This is a genomic window from Oleiphilus sp. HI0123 (assembly GCF_001635315.1).
Genome location: NZ_LWGE01000545.1, coordinates 1 through 295 on the forward strand (window position 1 = coordinate 1; position 295 = coordinate 295).

General features: G+C 42.7%; 1 protein-coding gene. It reads right to left on the reverse strand.

Going from position 1 to position 295, the window contains the following annotated elements; genetic code table 11:
- Positions 1-25: 25 nt before the first annotated feature.
- Positions 26-295: cytochrome c oxidase subunit 3 (locus A3761_RS05020; protein ID WP_197472833.1), on the reverse strand; the 270-nt coding region annotated here is incomplete at its 5' end.

Below are 295 nucleotides of genomic sequence, written 5' to 3' on the forward strand. Positions count from 1 at the left end.
AATGTCATTCATTGATTCTGACTCCTTAATGAATCACATAAACGAGTGGGAATAAAATAATCCAAAGCAAATCCACCATATGCCAGTATGAAGCACCGGTCTCTACACCCGTGTGATCTTCTGAGCTATAGTCTCCGTTTTTCGCCTTCTTCGATACCACAATCAGAATCACCATACCTAAGAGCACATGGGCGAAGTGGAAGAAGGTCAGCAAAAAGTAAAACATGTAGAAGGTATTGGTATGCAAAGAATATCCTGCACCGATGGTCTCGGTATACTCCCACATCTTCACGCC